This is a genomic window from Phaeovulum veldkampii DSM 11550, from assembly GCF_003034995.1.
Lineage (GTDB): Bacteria > Pseudomonadota > Alphaproteobacteria > Rhodobacterales > Rhodobacteraceae > Phaeovulum > Phaeovulum veldkampii.
This window is the reverse complement of sequence record NZ_PZKF01000012.1, coordinates 36,693-51,969: the sequence shown is the minus strand read 5'-3', so window position 1 is coordinate 51,969 and position 15,277 is coordinate 36,693. Positions and strand designations below refer to the sequence as shown.

18 protein-coding genes are annotated in these 15,277 nt (G+C 61.6%); 10 read left to right on the top strand and 8 right to left on the bottom strand.

Annotated elements, in window-relative coordinates; translation table 11 throughout:
• Positions 1–91 precede the first annotated feature (91 nt).
• The 3 genes from C5F46_RS06885 (at position 92) to C5F46_RS06875 (ending at position 1,841) form a co-directional block, all read left to right on the top strand.
• The gene (locus tag C5F46_RS06885) at positions 92–715 is read left to right on the top strand and encodes an SCO family protein (RefSeq protein WP_107324624.1); all 624 of its coding nucleotides are present in this window, start codon (positions 92–94) and stop codon (positions 713–715) included.
• A gap of 143 nt (positions 716–858) precedes the next feature.
• Positions 859–1,413 carry an ActR/PrrA/RegA family redox response regulator transcription factor gene (locus C5F46_RS06880; protein WP_107324623.1) on the top strand — a complete coding sequence of 185 codons (555 nt, stop codon included), beginning with the start codon at positions 859–861 and terminating at the stop codon, positions 1,411–1,413.
• Between the two features lie 113 nt (positions 1,414–1,526).
• The gene (locus C5F46_RS06875) at positions 1,527–1,841 is read left to right on the top strand and encodes an H-NS histone family protein (RefSeq protein ID WP_107324622.1); all 315 of its coding nucleotides are present in this window, start codon (positions 1,527–1,529) and stop codon (positions 1,839–1,841) included.
• A gap of 20 nt (positions 1,842–1,861) precedes the next feature.
• Here C5F46_RS06875 and dnaQ read toward each other — a convergent pair whose 3' ends face one another.
• Genes dnaQ through C5F46_RS06855 form a run of 4 tightly spaced genes read right to left on the bottom strand, consistent with a single transcriptional unit; the run spans position 1,862 to position 4,584 of the window.
• On the bottom strand, positions 1,862–2,557 hold the full coding sequence (gene dnaQ / locus C5F46_RS06870; RefSeq protein ID WP_107324621.1) for a DNA polymerase III subunit epsilon: 696 nt from the start codon (positions 2,555–2,557) through the stop codon (positions 1,862–1,864).
• A complete protein-coding gene (gene coaE / locus C5F46_RS06865; protein WP_107324620.1) occupies positions 2,550–3,152 on the bottom strand; it encodes a dephospho-CoA kinase in 603 nt (200 codons plus the stop codon). Before coaE ends, dnaQ begins: the two co-directional genes overlap by 8 nt.
• Positions 3,149–3,988 carry a shikimate dehydrogenase gene (locus C5F46_RS06860; RefSeq protein ID WP_107324619.1) on the bottom strand — a complete coding sequence of 280 codons (840 nt, stop codon included), beginning with the start codon at positions 3,986–3,988 and terminating at the stop codon, positions 3,149–3,151. Before C5F46_RS06860 ends, coaE begins: the two co-directional genes overlap by 4 nt.
• The gene (locus tag C5F46_RS06855; RefSeq protein ID WP_107324618.1) at positions 3,988–4,584 is read right to left on the bottom strand and encodes a Maf family protein; all 597 of its coding nucleotides are present in this window, start codon (positions 4,582–4,584) and stop codon (positions 3,988–3,990) included. Before C5F46_RS06855 ends, C5F46_RS06860 begins: the two co-directional genes overlap by 1 nt.
• Before the next feature lie 410 nt (positions 4,585–4,994).
• Between C5F46_RS06855 and C5F46_RS06850 the strand changes: the two genes are divergently transcribed.
• The 7 genes from C5F46_RS06850 to C5F46_RS06820 all read left to right on the top strand — a co-directional run bounded on the left by C5F46_RS06850 (position 4,995) and on the right by C5F46_RS06820 (position 12,415).
• Positions 4,995–5,459: a CopD family protein gene (locus tag C5F46_RS06850; RefSeq protein ID WP_107324655.1), complete on the top strand. Its 465-nt coding sequence runs from the start codon at positions 4,995–4,997 to the stop codon at positions 5,457–5,459.
• Between the two features lie 126 nt (positions 5,460–5,585).
• Entirely contained in the window at positions 5,586–6,857 is a 1,272-nt protein-coding gene (gene rho / locus C5F46_RS06845) for a transcription termination factor Rho (protein ID WP_107324617.1), read from the top strand.
• Positions 6,858–6,905: 48 nt separating this feature from the next.
• The gene (gene mnmE, locus C5F46_RS06840; protein ID WP_107324616.1) at positions 6,906–8,189 is read left to right on the top strand and encodes a tRNA uridine-5-carboxymethylaminomethyl(34) synthesis GTPase MnmE; all 1,284 of its coding nucleotides are present in this window, start codon (positions 6,906–6,908) and stop codon (positions 8,187–8,189) included.
• Positions 8,190–8,201: 12 nt separating this feature from the next.
• Positions 8,202–10,064, top strand: coding sequence for a tRNA uridine-5-carboxymethylaminomethyl(34) synthesis enzyme MnmG (gene mnmG, locus C5F46_RS06835; RefSeq protein WP_107324653.1), 1,863 nt, complete (start codon positions 8,202–8,204; stop codon positions 10,062–10,064).
• The gene (rsmG, locus tag C5F46_RS06830; RefSeq protein WP_235820107.1) at positions 10,061–10,693 is read left to right on the top strand and encodes a 16S rRNA (guanine(527)-N(7))-methyltransferase RsmG; all 633 of its coding nucleotides are present in this window, start codon (positions 10,061–10,063) and stop codon (positions 10,691–10,693) included. The genes mnmG and rsmG overlap by 4 nt, the downstream gene beginning before the upstream one ends.
• Positions 10,686–11,513: a ParA family protein gene (locus C5F46_RS06825; protein WP_107324615.1), complete on the top strand. Its 828-nt coding sequence runs from the start codon at positions 10,686–10,688 to the stop codon at positions 11,511–11,513. The genes rsmG and C5F46_RS06825 overlap by 8 nt, the downstream gene beginning before the upstream one ends.
• Positions 11,510–12,415 carry a ParB/RepB/Spo0J family partition protein gene (locus tag C5F46_RS06820; RefSeq protein WP_107324614.1) on the top strand — a complete coding sequence of 302 codons (906 nt, stop codon included), beginning with the start codon at positions 11,510–11,512 and terminating at the stop codon, positions 12,413–12,415. The genes C5F46_RS06825 and C5F46_RS06820 overlap by 4 nt, the downstream gene beginning before the upstream one ends.
• A gap of 3 nt (positions 12,416–12,418) precedes the next feature.
• Here C5F46_RS06820 and hemW read toward each other — a convergent pair whose 3' ends face one another.
• Genes hemW through rph form a run of 4 tightly spaced genes read right to left on the bottom strand, consistent with a single transcriptional unit; the run spans position 12,419 to position 15,271 of the window.
• Positions 12,419–13,573 carry a radical SAM family heme chaperone HemW gene (gene hemW, locus C5F46_RS06815; RefSeq protein ID WP_107324613.1) on the bottom strand — a complete coding sequence of 385 codons (1,155 nt, stop codon included), beginning with the start codon at positions 13,571–13,573 and terminating at the stop codon, positions 12,419–12,421.
• Between the two features lie 3 nt (positions 13,574–13,576).
• A complete protein-coding gene (locus C5F46_RS06810) occupies positions 13,577–13,951 on the bottom strand; it encodes a RidA family protein (protein WP_107324612.1) in 375 nt (124 codons plus the stop codon).
• 1 nt (position 13,952) lies between these two features.
• Positions 13,953–14,561, bottom strand: coding sequence for an RdgB/HAM1 family non-canonical purine NTP pyrophosphatase (gene rdgB / locus C5F46_RS06805; RefSeq protein WP_181317737.1), 609 nt, complete (start codon positions 14,559–14,561; stop codon positions 13,953–13,955).
• Entirely contained in the window at positions 14,561–15,271 is a 711-nt protein-coding gene (gene rph / locus C5F46_RS06800) for a ribonuclease PH (protein ID WP_107324610.1), read from the bottom strand. Before rph ends, rdgB begins: the two co-directional genes overlap by 1 nt.
• Positions 15,272–15,277 lie beyond the last annotated feature (6 nt).

The window sequence follows — 15,277 nt, the reverse complement described above, 5'->3', positions numbered from 1 at the left end:
ATCCGGTCCTGTTGTCGGGAAGGGTTTGTTTCGATTGATAGTCGCCACGCTTTGGGCAATCAATGCGCCAGCCATGAAAACGGAGAGCACCATGCCGATTTCCGCCAGAACCGCCGCAATCGCCGCCTTGGGCGTGGTGGCCATCGCGCTGGGGGTCAGCTTTGCGATGACCCGCGCGAAAGCCAGCGATCCGTTCGCGCAATGCCGCGAAACCGGCCGACCCGCGCCAATCGGCGGGCCATTTTCGTTGACCGACGAAACAGGCAAGGCGGTAACAGACCGCGACGTGATCGCCGGGCCTACGCTTTTGTATTTTGGCTACACCTTCTGCCCCGATGTCTGCCCGCTGGACAACAGCCGCAATGCCGAGGCCGTCTATCTGCTGGAACAGATGGGCCATCTGGTGACGCCGGTGTTCATTTCGATTGACCCAGGGCGTGACACGCCGGAACTGCTGGCCGAATTCACCGACATCCTGCATCCGCGAATGATTGGCCTGACCGGCACACCCGAACAGGTGAAGGCGGCAAGCCAGGCCTACCGGACCTTTTACAAGATCCAGGATCCGAACGACCCCTACTATCTGATCGACCATTCGACCCAGACCTATCTGGTTTTCCCCGAAATCGGCTTTGTCGAGAATTTCGACCGTGACACCACCCCCAAAGACATGGCACGGCGGGTTGCCTGCTTTGTCGAGGCCGCGCCAAAATAGCTTTGAAAACAACAGGTCGCAGGCCGCCGCCCGCGATTGCCACGGGCTTGCCAGAAAAGACTGTGACAACCGCGATACGCAGAAATTGACCATTTCGTCGCAACCCCTTAGAACCGAAGTCAAGCAACAGTCGAGGGGTGGACATGACCGAGGAAGACTTCGCCGAACTAGGGCCGGATCGGTCGCTGCTTTTGGTTGATGACGACATCCCCTTTTTGACCCGTCTGGCGCGGGCGATGGAAAAGCGCGGCTTCCTGACCGAAACGGCTGAAAGCGTTGCCGCCGGCAAGTCAATCGTCCAGACGCGCGCCCCGGCCTATGCGGTGGTTGACCTGCGGCTTGAAGATGGCAACGGCCTCGACGTGGTGGAGCTTCTTCGTGAACGCCGCCCCGATGCGCGGATCGTGGTTCTGACCGGCTATGGCGCCATTGCCACGGCGGTGGCTGCGGTCAAGATCGGCGCGACGGATTACCTGTCAAAACCCGCCGATGCCAATGACATCACCAACGCCCTGCTGGCGCGTGGCGAAACACTGCCGCCACCGCCCGAAAACCCGATGTCTGCAGACCGTGTGCGTTGGGAGCATATCCAGCGCGTCTATGAGCTATGCGACCGCAATGTCAGCGAAACCGCGCGGCGGCTGAACATGCACCGACGGACATTGCAGCGGATTCTTGCCAAAAGAAGCCCGAAATAACAGAAAAGTTGATTACAGATCAAAATCCCCGCCAATTGGCGGGGGTTTTGTTTCTTGATTATCTAGCCGCAATGGAGAATAAGGGAAAATCTCCAATATGACGGGAACAAGAAATGTATAACGATCTGGACACCCTGTCTCTTAACGAGTTGAAGGCCCTCCGGGCTCGTGTCGATCGTGCGATTGCCACGTTCGAAGATCGCAAAATGAAAGAGGCCTTGGCGGAACTGGAAGAGGCCGCGCGCAAGATGGGCTATAATCTGGCCGAGTTGACGGCGATTTTCTCGGGCAAGAAACGCAAGCCCGCGGCAGCCAAATACGCCAATCCGGCGAACCCATCGGAAACCTGGACCGGGCGCGGCCGCAAGCCGCGTTGGATGGCTGCGGCGCTTGCCGAAGGCAAATCGCTGGATGATCTGGCAATCTGAGCCGCGAAGGCCGGGGCGGCTTAGCCGAACCGCCCCCAGATTGCCTGAGCGCCAAGCCTTTCGATAAAGGCAGCATGGGCCTGCGCCTCGGCTTCGGTCAGGCGCGATGGCAGGGCGACAGACCGCGGGCGCGGGCGCCAATCTTGTGTGGTTTGCGCGGCGGTTGACTCACCCGCGCTGGCTGACAGCACAAAATCGGGCTGTCGCCCGCCGATCAACTCCAGATAAACTTCGGCCAGAATTTCGCTGTCCAGAAGCGCGCCGTGTTTTTCCCGGCCCGAGTTGTCGACACCAAAGCGGCGACACAAGGCATCAAGCGTCGCGGGCGAGCCGGGGAATTTGCGCCGCGCCATCGTCAGCGTATCCAGCGCGCGATCTGCGGGCAGAACCGAAAGGCCGGCCCAGCCCAATTCGGCATTCAGAAACTTCATGTCAAAGGCGGCATTGTGGATGACCAAGCGGGCATCGGGGCCGATGAAATCCAGAAACTCGCGCGCGATCTGCGCGAATTTGGGTTTGTCGCGCAGAAAATCGTCGCCAAGACCGTGTACCTGAAAAGCCTCGGGCGGCATTGGTCGCTCCGGGTTGATATACTGGTGATAAATCCGGCCAGTCGGAACATGGTTGAACAATTCGACGGCGCCGATTTCAACAATCCGGTGGCCTTCGGTCGGTTCAAACCCGGTGGTCTCGGTATCCAGAACGATTTCACGCATGATCTGCCTCCAATTCCTTGACCAGCTTTTGCACGGCGGCGCGGGTCTGCTCAAGGCTTTCGGTTTCAATCACATGGGTGGCGCGGGCGCGCTTGTCAGCGTCGGGCATCTGCCGGGCAAGGATCAGCGCCAGTTGATCCTCGGTCATGCCGGGGCGCCCCAGAACCCGCTGACGCTGCACCTCGGGCGGGGCCGAGACGACCAGCGTTGCGTCAAGATCAGCGTCGGCGCCGGTTTCGAACAGCAGCGGAATGTCGAATAGAACCAGCGTTGCATCAGCGTGGGCGCGCAAGAAGGCCGCCCGCGATGCGACGACAAGCGGGTGAACGATTGCCTCCAGCCGGGCTAGTGCGGGGGGGTCTGCGGCGATCATCGCTTTCAGCACGGGGCGGCTGACGGCGCCGTCGGACACCGCACCGGGAAAGGCGGCGGCAATAGGGGCCACCGCCGCACCGCCGGGTGCATAGAGGGCATGCACGGTAGCGTCAGCATCCCAGACCGGCACCCCAAGATCGGCAAACATCGCTGCCGTGGTCGATTTACCCATGCCGATCGAGCCGGTCAGACCCAGACGGAACGGCCGCCGCCCGCTCATCCGGCCAGAACGGCGGCGCGGGTGGCCTCGTTCACCTCGGGGCGGGTGCCGAACCAGCGCTCAAACCCCGGTGCAGCCTGATGCAGCAACATCCCCAGACCATCAACCACGGTGCAGCCCGCCGCCGCAGCCTCATCCAGCAGGCGGGTTCGCAGGGGGGTATAAACCAGATCGGTGACGATCGCCCGAAAATCCAGCGCATCCAGCGGCACCCGCAATTCGGGCTGCCCGACCATGCCCAACGACGATGTGTTCACCACGGTCAGCGCATCTTCCATCATGTTTCCAGCTTGTGCCCAGTCATAGACCACGATGCGGGCGCCAAATTCGGCGCGCAGCGCGTCGGCGCGAGCGCGTGTGCGGTTGGCAATGCGGATTTCGGGCACACCGACCTCAAGCAACGAGGCGAGAACCGCCCGTGCCGCCCCCCCTGCACCGATCAACGCGGCTGGCCCGGCGGCGGGCAACCACTGCGGCGCGTTCTGACGCAGATTGGCAATGAACCCGTAACCGTCTGTATTATCGGCGTGGATCTTGCCATCCGGGCGAAAGATCAGCGTGTTGGCCGCCCCGATCAGCGCCGCCCGGTCAGAGATGACATCGGCCAGCACCAGCGCCGCCTCTTTGTGCGGGATGGTGACGTTGCAGCCGACGAAACCTGCCTTGGGCAAGGTGCGCAGCACCTGTTCCAGATCTTCGGCGGCGACATCCATGGGAACGTAATGGCCACGGATACCGTAGGTTTTCAGCCAATGCCCATGCAGCGCGGGCGAGCGGGAATGCGCGACAGGCGAACCGATCACACCGGCCAGCGGAATGCGGGGATGATCGGACATCAGGCGAAGTCTCCTCGGAACCGAAGCCAGGACAGGAACTCGATCAGGGGCAAGCCCAGAATGGTGAAATAGTCGCCTTCAATGCGCGAGAACAGCCGCGCGCCTTCCTCTTCGAGTTTGTAGCAGCCGACACAATGGCGGATGTCGGGCCAGTTGCGCAACAGATAGGCGGTGCGTTCCGGCTCAGGGATAGGGTGCATGGTCAACCGCGCTTCGCCAATATGGCGCCAGACCGGTTTGCCGTCTTGCGACACGACGAGAGCCGACAGCAGCCGGTGACTGCGACCAGAAAGCCGCGCAAGCTGGGCTGCCGCATCGTCGGGCGAGGTAGGCTTGGAAAATATCTGTCCGTCACAGTCCAGCACCTGATCGGCGCCGAGAACCAAGGCACCCGGATGCCGCTCTGACAGCTTGCGCGTTTTCATCTCGGCCAGGAGGTCGGCCAGATCACGCGGGCTTGCACCCTCGGCCAAAAGCGCCGTGCGGATCGCCTCTTCGTCGATCCGCGGAGAAATCACCTGTGGCGACAGCCCCGCGCCACGCAGCAACCGCGCGCGGATTTCGGAGCCGGAGGCAAGGATCAGGGGCGTGTGCATGAGCCTGTGGATAAACTGGGGTGAAGCCGGGGCGAACCATGAGGCAAACTGCTGCCCCAGACAGCGATCCCCGAAACCGGGAGGTTTTGTCAAGAAAGCCGATGGCTTTTCCACCTGAGGAGAACAATTCCCCATAGCTGTGGATGATCTGCCACAGTGACGAAGCGCGGTGTATTGTCCACATTAAATAAACAATAAATAGCATGTTAAGCAGTTGATATAAAACATATATTTTTGACACTTGGAAATTTTTCAGAGTTAGGCACAGCTTTATCCACAGGCTGCGGCGCTGTGGATAGTGCAGGGTGTGCCGATGTAGTCCACATTGTCCACCGCCCCTACATCATCATCATCTTTTCAATCTCTTTACTTATTCTTAGGGTGACACCGACACAGCGAAGGGCAAGATGATGGGCGATTTTCTGTTGAGCTGGTATCCTTGGGTGAAGGCATTTCATGTGATGTCAGTTCTGGCCTGGATGGCTGGTCTGTTCTATCTGCCGCGGCTGTACGTCTACCATGTCGAGGGGCTGAAGAAGGCTGGCGTTGTCACAGGCAGCGAGATGGACCTGTTGTTTCAGCATCAGGAACGGCTGCTGCTGAAAGCAATCATGAACCCTTCGGCAATCTCGACCTGGTTTTTCGGACTGATGCTGGTGTTTACGCCGGGCGTGATCGACTGGTCGTTGATCTGGCCTTGGGCCAAAGGGTTCTCGATCATTGCCATGACGGTGTTTCACATGTGGCTTGCAGCACGACGCAAGGATTTCATGGCTGGTGCAAACCGACTGACGGGTCGTCAGTATCGCATGATGAACGAATTGCCCACGATCCTGATGGTGGTGATTGTTCTGGCGGTATTCTTGAAATTCTGAGGCTTTGTTGACTTTGCGCAGGGGCAGGGATAGGGACGGTTCAAGCCTGACCGTCCGGTCGTAGGGTTTTCCCGAATCCATCCTTGCGCGCCCTTCGTCGGCGCCTTTGCCCCCTGTGGAAGTGCCATGAGCCAAGAGCGTTTGAACCTGTCCGACCTGAAGGCGAAAAGCCCGGCCGATCTGCTTTCGATGGCCGAGGAGTGGGAAATCGAGAACGCCTCGACCATGCGCAAGGGCGAGATGATGTTCTCGATCCTCAAGGAGCATGCTGAAGAAGGGCTGGAGATCGGCGGAGATGGCGTGCTGGAGGTTTTGCAGGACGGGTTTGGCTTTCTGCGCTCGCCCGAGGCAAACTATCTGCCGGGTCCTGATGACATCTATGTAAGCCCCGACATGATCCGCCATCATTCGCTGCGCACCGGCGATACCGTCGAAGGTATCATGCGGGCACCGGGTGAAAATGAACGCTATTTTGCGCTGACCAATGTCGAGCGAATCAATTTCCAAGATCCCGAACGCGCGCGACACAAGGTGGCGTTTGAAAATCTCACCCCGCTGTATCCGACTGAACGGCTGAAGATGGAGGTCGAAGATCCGACGATCCGCGACCGCTCGGCCCGGATTATCGACTTGGTGGCACCGATTGGAAAGGGCCAGCGCAGCTTGATCGTCGCGCCGCCGCGCACCGGCAAGACGGTGCTGCTGCAAAATATCGCCAATTCGATCGAAAAGAACCACCCTGAGGTTTATCTGATCGTGCTGCTGATTGACGAACGCCCCGAAGAGGTGACCGACATGCAGCGTAGCGTGAAGGGTGAGGTGATTTCGTCAACCTTCGACGAGCCGGCGACCCGGCACGTTGCGGTGGCCGAAATGGTGATCGAGAAAGCCAAGCGACTTGTCGAGCACAAGCGCGATGTGGTGATCTTGCTTGATTCGATCACGCGGCTTGGACGTGCGTTCAACACCGTTGTGCCTTCGTCGGGCAAGGTGCTGACCGGTGGTGTGGATGCTAACGCCTTGCAGCGCCCGAAGCGATTTTTCGGTGCGGCGCGCAATATTGAAGAGGGCGGCAGTCTGACCATTATCGCCACTGCGCTGATCGACACCGGTAGCCGGATGGACGAAGTGATCTTTGAGGAATTCAAGGGTACCGGCAACAGCGAGATCGTGTTGGACAGGAAAGTAGCCGATAAACGGGTGTTCCCGGCGATGGATATTTTGAAGTCGGGCACCCGGAAAGAAGAGCTTCTGGTGGATGCAAAAGATTTGCAGAAGACCTATCTGTTGCGGCGCATCCTGAACCCGATGGGCACGACCGATGCAATCGAGTTCCTGATCTCAAAGCTGAAGCAGACCAAGACGAATGGCGAGTTTTTCGAGTCGATGAACGCCTGACGGCCCATAGGTCTGAACTTTATCGTTTACCCATAAGGGGTTACGTTGATGGATACGATTTTTGCTCTGGCTTCGGCCCGTGGCAAGGCGGGCGTGTCTGTCATCCGTCTGTCGGGGTCGGGGGCCTGGGCGGCCGTGCGCAGCCTTGCCGGGAGCCTGCCTGAGCCGCGCGTGGCTGGTTTGCGCAAGCTCTGGCTGGCGGATGATGTGCTGGATGAGGCGGTCGTGATCTGCTTTGCCGCCGGGGCCAGCTTTACCGGCGAAGAGGTGGCCGAACTGCATGTGCATGGCGCGGTGGCGACGGTTTCCGCCGTGCTGCGTGCACTGGGTGCTCTGCCGGGTCTGCGCTTGGCAGAGCCTGGGGAGTTTACCCGGCGCGCGCTGGAGCAGGGGCGCCTGGACCTTGCGCAGGTCGAGGGTCTGGCCGATCTGATTGAGGCCGAGACCGAGGCGCAGCGCAAGCAGGCGCTGCGGGTTTTGTCTGGTGCGTTGGGGCGGGTGGTCGATGGGTGGCGCGCAGATCTGGTGCGTGCTGCGGCGCTGCTGGAGGCCACAATCGACTTTGCCGATGAGGATGTGCCGGTTGACGTAGTGCCGGAGGTTCTGGCGCTGATCGACGGCGTGGCGACAAGCCTGCGGGATGAAATGCGCCGGCTGGGTGCGGCTGAACGGGTGCGAGAGGGGTTCGAGGTTGCCATCCTGGGTCGGCCAAATGCCGGAAAATCAACTCTTCTCAATGCTTTGGCGGGCAGAGAGGCAGCGATCACCTCGGATATTGCGGGCACCACGCGCGATGTAATCGAGGTGCGGATGGACCTTGGAGGTCTGGCCGTGACGGTGCTGGACACGGCCGGGTTGCGTGAGGCGCAGGACATGATCGAAGGTATTGGCATCGCCCGCGCGCTGGACCGGGCCCGTGCGGCCGATCTTCGGGTATTTCTGCTTGATGACGAAGATGTGCCTCTGATCGCTCCGGAGGGCGACGATCTGATCGTTCAGGGAAAGGCCGATCTGGGCGGTGGGGTTGGGCTTGCGGTGTCGGGCAAGACAGGCGAGGGGATCGACCGTCTGGTTGCCGAAATTACGCGGATACTGTCAGCCCGTGCCGCAGGTGCGGGCGTTATGACGCGCGAGCGACACCGGTTTGCGCTGACGCGAGCGGTAGAGGCTATGGAATCGGCGCGCTCTGAGGTATTGAAGGGGGCGGACAGGGTTGAACTGGCCGCTGAGGGGCTTCGCAGTGCTATCCGGGCGCTGGAGATGCTTGTGGGTCGGGTGGATGTCGAACATCTGCTGGATGAGATTTTTGCCAGCTTTTGCATTGGCAAGTGAGGGGTGTTTCACGTGAAACATTTTGACGTGATCGTTGTTGGTGGCGGCCACGCCGGAACCGAGGCTGCCCATGCCGCGGCGCGGATGGGTGCGCGCACGGCGCTGGTCACGCTGAGGGCGGCGGCGATTGGCGTCATGTCCTGTAACCCCGCAATTGGTGGCCTGGGCAAGGGTCATCTGGTGCGCGAAATTGATGCGCTGGATGGCGTGATGGGGCAGGCGGCAGACCGCGCTGGAATTCAGTTCCGGCTGCTAAACCGGAAAAAGGGGCCAGCGGTTCAGGGCCCCCGCGCTCAGGCGGACCGCACGCTTTATTGCAGGGCTGTGCAGGCGATGTTATCCGCACAACCGAATCTGACGATCATCGAGGGAGAAGCCACAGATTTCATCGTCAATGCGGGCCGCATCGGTGGAGTTATTCTGGGTGATGGGGCGCAGATAACGGCGGAGGCTGTCATTCTGACTTCGGGCACCTTCCTGCGCGGGCTCATCCACATTGGGGACCGGCGTTCTGAAGGCGGGCGGATGGGTGATCGCCCCTCTGTTCCTTTGGCAAAGCGGATCGAGGCCATGGGTCTGCCGTTGGGGCGGCTTAAAACCGGCACCCCGCCGCGCCTTGATGGCCGCACGATCAACTGGGACATCCTTGAAAGCCAGCCGGGCGATGATGACCCGGTGATGTTTTCGTTCGTGAATTCTGCGCCTTTTGTGCGGCAGGTGTCTTGCGGGATTACCCACACGAATGAGCGAACGCATGACATCATCCGCGAAAACCTGAGCCGATCGGCGATGTATGGCGGGTATATTGAGGGAGTCGGGCCGCGCTATTGCCCCTCGATCGAGGACAAGATCGTCCGCTTCGCTGACAAGACCTCGCATCAGGTGTTTCTGGAGCCCGAGGGTCTAGATGACCCGACCGTTTACCCAAACGGCATTTCAACGTCGCTTCCCGAGGATGTACAGGCTGATTACGTTCGTTCGATCCGCGGCCTTGAGAATGTGAGGATCCTTCAGCCAGGCTACGCGATTGAATATGACTTTGTTGACCCGCGGGCGCTGCGGCCGACGCTGGAGTTGCGTGATCGGCCGGGGCTGTATCTAGCCGGCCAGATCAACGGCACCACGGGCTATGAGGAGGCGGGCGCACAAGGATTGGTGGCCGGTGTCAATGCCGCCCTTTCAGCCCGTGGGGCAGAGCCTGTCATCTTCAGTCGCCGCACCAGCTATATCGGCGTGATGATCGATGATCTCGTCACGCGCGGTGTGAGCGAACCCTACCGCATGTTTACCTCGCGCGCCGAATTTCGCCTGTCGCTGCGGGCCGATAATGCTGATCAGCGATTGACTGGCATAGGCCGCGCGCTGGGTTGCGTTTCGGACCAGCGCGCCGATCTGTTTGCGCAGAAGATGTCCGCGTTGGAAGCGGGGCGCAGTCTCCTTGATTCGGCGCAGTTCACGCCGAAAGAGGCGATGGCCCGAGGGATTCGTGTTAATCAAGATGGCATGCGCCGCAGCGCATTTGCGTTGCTGTCCTTCCCGGATGTTCGGTTCGCTCAATTGCGCGATGCCGCTCCAGAGTTGGCCGCGATTGCGCCAGAGATTGCCGAGCAACTTGCCCGTGATGCGCTTTATGCCAACTATATCGAGCGCCAGAACGACGAGGCGCAGGCCATTGAGCGGGATGAGAACTGGGCAATCCCGGATGGTTTTGATTTCGCCGCGTTGCAGGGTTTGTCGAACGAGTTGCGCGGCAAACTGGCCCGCTCACAGCCGCAGACCTTGGCGCAGGCGGGCCGGGTCGATGGGATAACGCCGGCGGCGCTGACCCTGATTCTGGCCAAGCTGCGCCAGCAGCAACGGGCGCGCTCGGCATGATGGCAGAGGCGGATCGCGAGTCATTTCTGCGCGCGGCAAATGTTTCACGTGAAACAGAAGCTCGCTTCGATACCTATGCCGCATTGCTGCGCAAATGGTCCGCGGCCATCAATCTGGTTTCGCCTGCCAGCCTTTCGCAGATATGGTCACGCCACTTTCTGGACTCGGCACAGATATTCTCACTTACCGCCACCAAAGCCGGTATCTGGGCCGATCTGGGAAGCGGCGCCGGCTTTCCAGGCCTCGTTGTCGCAATTCTGGCTACGGAACAGGCGCCAGACCTTGCCGTAACGCTGGTCGAATCCGACGCGCGAAAGGCGGCGTTCCTCTCAACGGTTGCGCGTGAAACCGGCATTTCGGTTCGCATCTGCGCCGAACGAATAGAATCGCTTGCACCTCTGAACGCCAACATTCTTAGCGCTCGGGCTCTGGCCCCGCTTCCGAAGCTGATGGAGTTTGCTGACCGCCATCTGGCCGCCGCGGGCGTCGCACTCTTTCCAAAAGGGGCGCAATGGCGCGCCGAGCTGGCCCGCGCCCGGTCCGCCTGGGCCTTCGATCCGATTGTGCATCCCAGCGTTACAGACCCCGATTCGGTCGTGCTGGAAATCAAAGGAGCCCGCCGTGTCTGATCCGACCCGCCCCCCGGCACCGCGCATCATCGCCATCGCAAATCAAAAGGGCGGCGTGGGCAAGACAACCACGGCGATCAATCTGTCCGCTGCGTTGGCCGAGGCTGGGCGCCGCGTGTTGCTAGTCGATCTTGACCCGCAGGGCAACGCCTCAACCGGCCTTGGGGTCGAGCCCGCGGATCGCCGCCATACCACCTATGACCTAATTCTTGACGATGTGGCTCTGGTTGATGTCATCATGCCGACCACCGTCGAAAATCTCTGGCTATGTCCCGCCACGACCGACCTCTCCTCAGCCGATATGGAGTTGGTATCGAATGAAAAGCGCAGCTTTCTGATGCATGATGCGCTGCGCCAGCCCGATATCGACGGCTATGGATTTGACTTTATCCTGATCGACTGCCCGCCGTCCCTCAGCCTGTTGACGATCAACGCGATGGTTGCAGCCGATTCTGTTCTGGTGCCTCTACAGGCTGAATTCTTCGCCCTCGAAGGGTTGTCGCAGTTGATGCTGACCCTGCGCGAGGTGCGCCAAAGCGCCAATACCGACCTGCGCATCGAGGGGGTTGTTCTCACGATGTATGATGCGCGCAACAACCTATCACAACATGTAGAGGCTGATGCGCGGGCAACTTTGGGTGAGCTCGTCTTCCGCACCATGATTCCGCGTAACGTGCGGGTGTCCGAGGCGCCGTCTTATGCGCTGCCAGTTATCGCCTATGACCCATCTTCCAAGGGTAGCCTGGCCTATCGCGCCCTTGCGCAAGAACTTCTCTCGCGCCATGACCGCGCGATTGGCAGCGAAAGGATTGCAGGATGAGCGACAAGAAACCCGAACGCCGCGGCCTTGGCCGGGGCCTTTCGGCGCTGATGGCCGATGTGAACCTTGCGCCCACCGCTCTGGCTCAGTCCGAGGCTGGCGGGCGCCGCGGAGAAATGCTCGTTCCCGTCGAAAAGCTGGAGCCGAACCCCGAACAGCCGCGCCGCGATTTTGTTCCCGAGGCGCTGGAAGAGCTTGCAGCGTCTCTGCGCGAAAAGGGTATCATCCAGCCGCTGATCGTGCGCAAGCATCCCACCAAGCCCGACCATTTCGAAATCGTCGCCGGCGAACGACGTTGGCGTGCTGCGCAGCTGGCGCAATTGCACGACCTGCCCGTGGTGGTGCGCGATTTGACCGATTCCGAGGTGCTGGAAGTTGCGATCATCGAAAACATCCAGCGCGCCGATCTGAACCCGGTCGAAGAGGCGATGGGATACCGGCAATTGATGGAGCGGTTCGGTCACACCCAGGAAAAGCTGGCCGAGGCGCTGTCGAAAAGCCGCAGCCACATCGCCAATCTGATGCGCCTGCTGCAGCTTCCGGCCGAGGTGCAGGGATGGCTGCGCGAGGGCAAGTTGACGGCAGGCCATGCCCGCGCGCTGATCACCACCGCCGATCCCGCCGCGCTGGCGCGCGAGGTGATGGCGCGGGGCCTGTCGGTGCGCGAAACCGAACAGCTTGCCAAAGGCCCGCGCAAGGCGGCCGCGCCGGGTGGCGCATCGCAGCCCCGCCGCGCCGAAAAGGATGCCGATACCCGCGTGCTTGAGAATGATCTTTCTGCGCATCTTGGAATGCGGGTGGTGATCGACCACAAAGGCATGGATGGTGGTATGCTCACCATCACCTATCGCAGTCTCGATCAACTGGATGAGCTTTGCCAAATCCTCAGCGCCATGCGCTGAGGATCAGGGCAACAGTTCACGGATCACCGCGTTCAGCACCGCCCGCCCCGCCGAGGTGGCGTGCAACCGGTCCGCCTTGGCCTCTATCATGCCCAGATCCTGCAACTGTTGAACCGCTTGCCGGGGCAGGGCGCGTCCTGCCAGCGCCTCGTGGCGCGCGGTGTCGATGCCCTCTGCCAGCCTAAGCCCCATCATCAGATATTCCGCCGCCTGATCAGCGCACGTCAGCGCCGCGCGCGCGCTTTCCCCGGTGCCCTCGCCCTCCACTCGCGTCAGCCAATCGCCCGGCGCTTTTGGCGTCTCGATCGCAAACCGTCCCTCCGGCAAGGTCAGCCGCCCATGCGCGCCCGGCCCGATGCCCGCATAATCGCCATAGCGCCAGTATATCAGGTTGTGTCGGCTTTCCGCCCCCGGTCGCGCGTGGTTGGAAACTTCATAGGCCGGCAACCCCGCTTCGCCACAAATATCTTGTGTCATCAGATACATATCTGCTGCTGTATCGTCTTCTGGCAGGCCCCTCAGGCCGCCCGCCGCGGCGCGCGCGGCAAAGGCGGTGCCGTCTTCGACCGTCAACTGATACAGCGAGAAATGATCGACCGTCATCGCCAGCGCGGCGCGCAATTCGGCGGCCCAGGCTGCGGGCGTCTGGTCCTGCCGCGCATAGATCAGATCAAAGCTGACCCGGTCAAACTGCGCTCGTGCAATGTCAAACGCCGCCCGTGCCTCGGCCGCCGTATGCCGCCGCCCCAGCCGGGCCAGATCGGCATCGTTCAGCGCCTGCACCCCCATCGACAGCCGGTTCACCCCCGCCTCGGCATAGCCCCGGAACCGCCCCGCCTCGACGCTGCCGGGGTTGGCTTCCAGGGTCACCTCCAGATCGTTTGCGATGCGCCATGTGCGGCGCACAGCATCCAGGATCGCGGCTACCAGGTCCGGCTCCATCAACGAGGGCGTGCCGCCGCCGAAAAAGACTGTGCTCAGCACACGCCCCTTGGTCAGTGCGCCCACGCGCGCGATCTCGGCCAGGTAGGCGGCCTGCCAGCGCCTCTGGTCGATGCTGGCCGCTACATGGCTGTTGAAATCGCAATAGGGGCATTTGGAGGCGCAGAAGGGCCAGTGCAGGTACAGCCCGAACCCGCCATTGCGCCAGTCGTCCATTGCCTAGCCTTTGAAGGCGGTGACTTCGATCTCCACCTTCATCTCGGGCCGGATCAACCCGGCAATCACCATTGTAGCCGCCGGGCGGATCTCGCTCAGCGCGTCGCCCAGGGCGGGCACAAGGTCATCTACCATCGCGGCACTGGTGACGGTGTATTGGACGCGTACGATGTCTGCCATGGCAAAGCCCGCCTCATCCAGAACGCGGGCGATGGTGGCAAAGCAGTTTCGCGCCTGATCGGCAACGGCCTCGGGCATGGTCATCGTGGCATAGTCATAGCCGGTAACGCCCGACACAAAACACCAGCCACCCTTCACCACGGCGCGCGAATAGCCCATAGTGGCCTCGAATGGTGATCCGGTGGAAATGCGTCGCATGTCAGCCCCCGAAACAGGCCATCAGCTTGCGGAAGGCATCCGCGCGATGGCTGATCACGTTCTTTTGGGCCGGTTCCATCTGGGCGAAGGTAATGTCGAACCCCTCGGGCTGGAACATCGGGTCATAGCCGTGCCCCTGTGCGCCGCGCATCGGCCAGATGACCTGCCCCTCGACCTTTCCCTCGAATACCTCGTCATGCCCATCGGGCCAAGCCAGAACAAGGGTTGATCGAAACCGCGCGCGTCGGGGCAGGGGGGCGTTGATCGCCTCCAGCTCGGCCCAGGTTCGCGTCATCGCCATGACGAAATCGCGCCCTTGCGGCGTTTCGGCCCAGTCGGCGGTGTATACGCCCGGCGCGCCACCCAGCGCTTCAACCTCGATGCCGCTGTCATCGGCAAGCGCGGGCAGGCCGGTGGCCTTTGCGGCCGCGTGGGCCTTGATGCGGGCATTGCCGATAAAGGTGGTTTCCGTCTCGGCGGGTTCGGGCAGCCTCATCTCGGCTGCCCCCACGCAGGCGATGCCAAAGGGCGCCAGCAAAGCCGCCATTTCCTCCAGCTTGCCGGCGTTGTGGGTTGCCACAAGCAGCCGGTCGCCGGTGAACCGCCGCATCACACCGCCGCCTTCTGTGCCGCCACCAGGGTGACGATCCCGGCTTCGGCCAGATCCAGCAGCTTGCCCATCTCGTCGCGCGAAAAGGTTGCGCCCTCTGCCGACATCTGCACTTCGACCAGACGACCGCGCCCGGTCAGGATGAAGTTGCCGTCGGTGCCCGCCTCGCTGTCTTCGGCGTAGTCAAGATCCAGCACCGGCTGGCCCGCATAGATGCCGCAGGAAACCGCCGCAACATGGTCTACCAGTGGGTCAGAGGTTACCAGCCCGGCTTTCATCAGCTTGTTCACGGCCAGCCGCAGCGCAACCCAGCCGCCGGTGATCGAGGCGCAGCGGGTGCCGCCATCGGCCTGGATCACGTCGCAATCGACCACGATCTGCCGCTCGCCCAGTGCCACGCGGTCCACGCCCGCCCGCAGCGCGCGCCCGATCAGGCGCTGGATTTCCTGTGTCCGGCCAGATTGCTTGCCCGCCGCCGCCTCGCGCCGGTTGCGGCTGTTTGTGGCCCGCGGCAGCATTCCGTATTCTGCAGTGACCCAGCCCAGTCCGGTGCCCTTCAGAAACGGCGGAGCGCGGTCTTCGATCGTGGCGGTGCACAGCACATGGGTATCCCCCATCCGGATCAGGCACGAGCCCTCGGCATGTTTCGTGATCCCGGTCTCAATTGAAATCGGGCGCATCTCGCTTAGATTCCGGCCAGAGGGGCGCATGGGGTG

Bases quoted from the DNA above. Each gene is read 5' to 3' on its own strand.
- rho (WP_107324617.1), top strand. From the start codon at position 5,586: ATGAGCCAAGAGCGTTTGAACCTGTCCGACCTGAAGGCGAAAAGCCCG.
- rdgB (WP_181317737.1), bottom strand. From the start codon at position 14,561: ATGCGGCGGTTCACCGGCGACCGGCTGCTTGTGGCAACCCACAACGCC.
- mnmE (WP_107324616.1), top strand. From the start codon at position 6,906: ATGGATACGATTTTTGCTCTGGCTTCGGCCCGTGGCAAGGCGGGCGTG.
- C5F46_RS06875 (WP_107324622.1), top strand. From the start codon at position 1,527: ATGTATAACGATCTGGACACCCTGTCTCTTAACGAGTTGAAGGCCCTC.
- C5F46_RS06860 (WP_107324619.1), bottom strand. From the start codon at position 3,988: ATGTCCGATCATCCCCGCATTCCGCTGGCCGGTGTGATCGGTTCGCCT.
- dnaQ (WP_107324621.1), bottom strand. From the start codon at position 2,557: ATGCGTGAAATCGTTCTGGATACCGAGACCACCGGGTTTGAACCGACC.
- C5F46_RS06880 (WP_107324623.1), top strand. From the start codon at position 859: ATGACCGAGGAAGACTTCGCCGAACTAGGGCCGGATCGGTCGCTGCTT.
- rph (WP_107324610.1), bottom strand. From the start codon at position 15,271: ATGCGCCCCTCTGGCCGGAATCTAAGCGAGATGCGCCCGATTTCAATT.
- C5F46_RS06810 (WP_107324612.1), bottom strand. From the start codon at position 13,951: ATGCGACGCATTTCCACCGGATCACCATTCGAGGCCACTATGGGCTAT.
- C5F46_RS06850 (WP_107324655.1), top strand. From the start codon at position 4,995: ATGGGCGATTTTCTGTTGAGCTGGTATCCTTGGGTGAAGGCATTTCAT.
- hemW (WP_107324613.1), bottom strand. From the start codon at position 13,573: ATGGACGACTGGCGCAATGGCGGGTTCGGGCTGTACCTGCACTGGCCC.
- C5F46_RS06885 (WP_107324624.1), top strand. From the start codon at position 92: ATGCCGATTTCCGCCAGAACCGCCGCAATCGCCGCCTTGGGCGTGGTG.
- C5F46_RS06820 (WP_107324614.1), top strand. From the start codon at position 11,510: ATGAGCGACAAGAAACCCGAACGCCGCGGCCTTGGCCGGGGCCTTTCG.
- coaE (WP_107324620.1), bottom strand. From the start codon at position 3,152: ATGAGCGGGCGGCGGCCGTTCCGTCTGGGTCTGACCGGCTCGATCGGC.
- C5F46_RS06855 (WP_107324618.1), bottom strand. From the start codon at position 4,584: ATGCACACGCCCCTGATCCTTGCCTCCGGCTCCGAAATCCGCGCGCGG.
- rsmG (WP_235820107.1), top strand. From the start codon at position 10,061: ATGATGGCAGAGGCGGATCGCGAGTCATTTCTGCGCGCGGCAAATGTT.